4 protein-coding genes are annotated in these 2,177 nt (G+C 40.5%); all 4 read right to left on the reverse strand.

The features are described 5' to 3' along the window. Nucleotides 1-655, reverse strand: a 655-nt coding sequence (locus tag AB1797_14000; protein MEW5768699.1) for an N-6 DNA methylase, incomplete at its 3' end; no start/stop codon positions are given. Then, complete coding sequence (locus tag AB1797_14005; GenBank protein MEW5768700.1) at nt 646-1,059, reverse strand: hypothetical protein; 414 nt, start codon at nt 1,057-1,059, stop codon at nt 646-648. The genes AB1797_14005 and AB1797_14000, both read right to left, overlap by 10 nt. Nucleotides 1,060-1,206: 147 nt before the next feature. Continuing rightward, the gene (locus AB1797_14010) at nt 1,207-1,362 is read right to left on the reverse strand and encodes a hypothetical protein (protein ID MEW5768701.1); all 156 of its coding nucleotides are present in this window, start codon (nt 1,360-1,362) and stop codon (nt 1,207-1,209) included. A 12-nt stretch (nt 1,363-1,374) separates the two neighbouring features. Next, nucleotides 1,375-2,016, reverse strand: a complete 642-nt coding sequence (locus AB1797_14015) for an ABC transporter permease subunit (protein ID MEW5768702.1) — start codon at nt 2,014-2,016, stop codon at nt 1,375-1,377. Nucleotides 2,017-2,177 lie beyond the last annotated feature (161 nt).

Genomic DNA, 2,177 nt, shown 5'->3' on the forward strand with positions numbered 1-2,177 from the left:
CTTCAAAAATGTTTCGTGGCAAACTTATAATATATCTGACCTCTGTTTCTTGAAGTATAAACGTTCTTATATACTTATACTGAGGGTTTGACAATATGCCATCAGGTAATACAATTATTACAAATCCGTTATGTCTACATAAAGTTATAAATATCTCTAAGAAAAGAATTTCTACCGCTTGGCTTCGCATAAGTTTGCCGTTCCTGTGGGCTAATTTATAATTTGAGAGAATTTGTGATGTAGCAATTCTGTGAAACCAACTGCTGAATGGAGGATTGCCTACGACAAGGTCAAATCCACCCTTCGAGATTATACTTTGAAACTCGTTTCTTCGCCAAGTTTCCCGTAGAAGAGCATCACCACAAAAGAAGATAGCATTTTGGAAAGCAGATTTCTTAAGTTTGCCAATGACCTCTTTGTCTATATCCACCCCAAATAGCCTTACTTTCGTCCATTTTTTTGCAGCGATTTTAAGGAATACACCATTACCCACTGCGGGGTCTATTATGTTCTCAATTCTTGAATCTGGAACTAGCGAGAGAGCTTTTTCTACTGCGAACTCTGGGGTAAAATACTGATTGTGATTCTTCCTGTTTTGATGTTTTTGAACCTTAACGTCTTCAACAGGAAATAGACATTGCTGGACTAAAGCCATAACAAAAGTGCCCTAATCATCTGAGGATGAAACTTGCCTTTGTAAGGGTAAATCCAATGGGTAAGATATTGATTTACGGATCTTGTCCTGTTCCTTTGAATTATTTGAAGATAATCAGAAAATCTTTTACCAACGGATTTTAAATATGCTGTTTTCTTTATCAATTCCTCGTCTAACTCATTTGATTTATTACTGATTTTGAATTCTCTTAATCCATTTGTGGCAACAAAATCAACGCCTAATGCCCTTAATTCCAATTGTGCCAATGACAGTTCATAGATAAATTGCACATTATCCAACAATGTTACATCTGAATTCACTGATTGTTTCAGATCGTAGGCCCAGAATTCCTGGATCTCTTCTGCTTTTTCCATCATCTTTTGTCCTTTATATGTTTCTACCATTGCTTTAGCTCCTTATATCTATGGATGAAATTGCGTACAACTTGTTTATAAGCGAACCGAGTTCGTTTATCCCCTTAAATTTAGGGTTGTTAGACGAACTTGTTTCGTTTATCCCGATTCTGACTGAAATACCAGAAAACCCTCTTACTAATATTTTTTGTCAATCCACAGCCTCCTTTTCTCCTCAATCTTCAAAGTGTCCAAAGGACTTTTTATCTTGCCTAAACTTTTTATACTGACATGCGTATATATCTCGGTTGTCTTGCTATCCTTATGCCTTAATCCGAAATCCGCCTTCTGCATTCCGCCATCGAATTAGCGCCACCTTCTGCTGCCCAGCCCCCTGACCGCCAGAAGCAGGCTAAAGATAATAAGGGAAAGATAGTAGATGATGTCCCTGGAGTCTATTACCCCCCGTGAGATGTTAGTAAAATGGTATTCGATGGAAAGATATTCCAGGATCGATACCAGCCCCTGAGGCACGAACATAAGCACCTTGTCGAGCATAAAAAGAGTAAAGGCAAAGAGAAGGGCAACAATAAAGGCCACCACCTGGTTTTCGGTCAGGCTGGAGGCAAAGAGGCCAATCGCCAGATAGGCTGCCCCCATCAGGATAAGCCCCAGATAACCACCCATCACCGGCCCCCAATCTAAATCACCCAGGAAAGAGATAATAATGGCGTAGGGGAAGGTGAGTAACACAGCTACACTCAGTAAAGCCATGGCCGCAAAAAACTTGCCCAGGATAATCTCGCTATCCCTGACCGGCATCGTGACCAAGAGTTCGATGGTGCCGGACTTCTTCTCTTCAGAGATAAGCCGCATAGTAATAGCCGGGGCAAAAAAGAGGAAGATAAGCGGAATAATGTTGAATCCGCCGCGCAGGGTGGCCTGATTGATCAGAAAGAAACTGGATGAAAAGAACCAGCCGGAGATGAGCAAAAAGACGGTCAGCACAATATAGGCCACCGGTGAGACAAAATATGATTTTAGCTTGCATTCCGCACTTCCAGAAAAGGTTTTGTGCTATTGGGCCAACAAGGCTTTTTGAAAGATAGCTTTATCTAATAGAAGCTTTAATTAAGAAAAGAGATTGTCACCTCACCATAATGATTGAT

The organism is bacterium (genome assembly GCA_040753085.1).
Taxonomy (GTDB): domain Bacteria; phylum UBA9089; class JASEGY01; order JASEGY01; family JASEGY01; genus JASEGY01.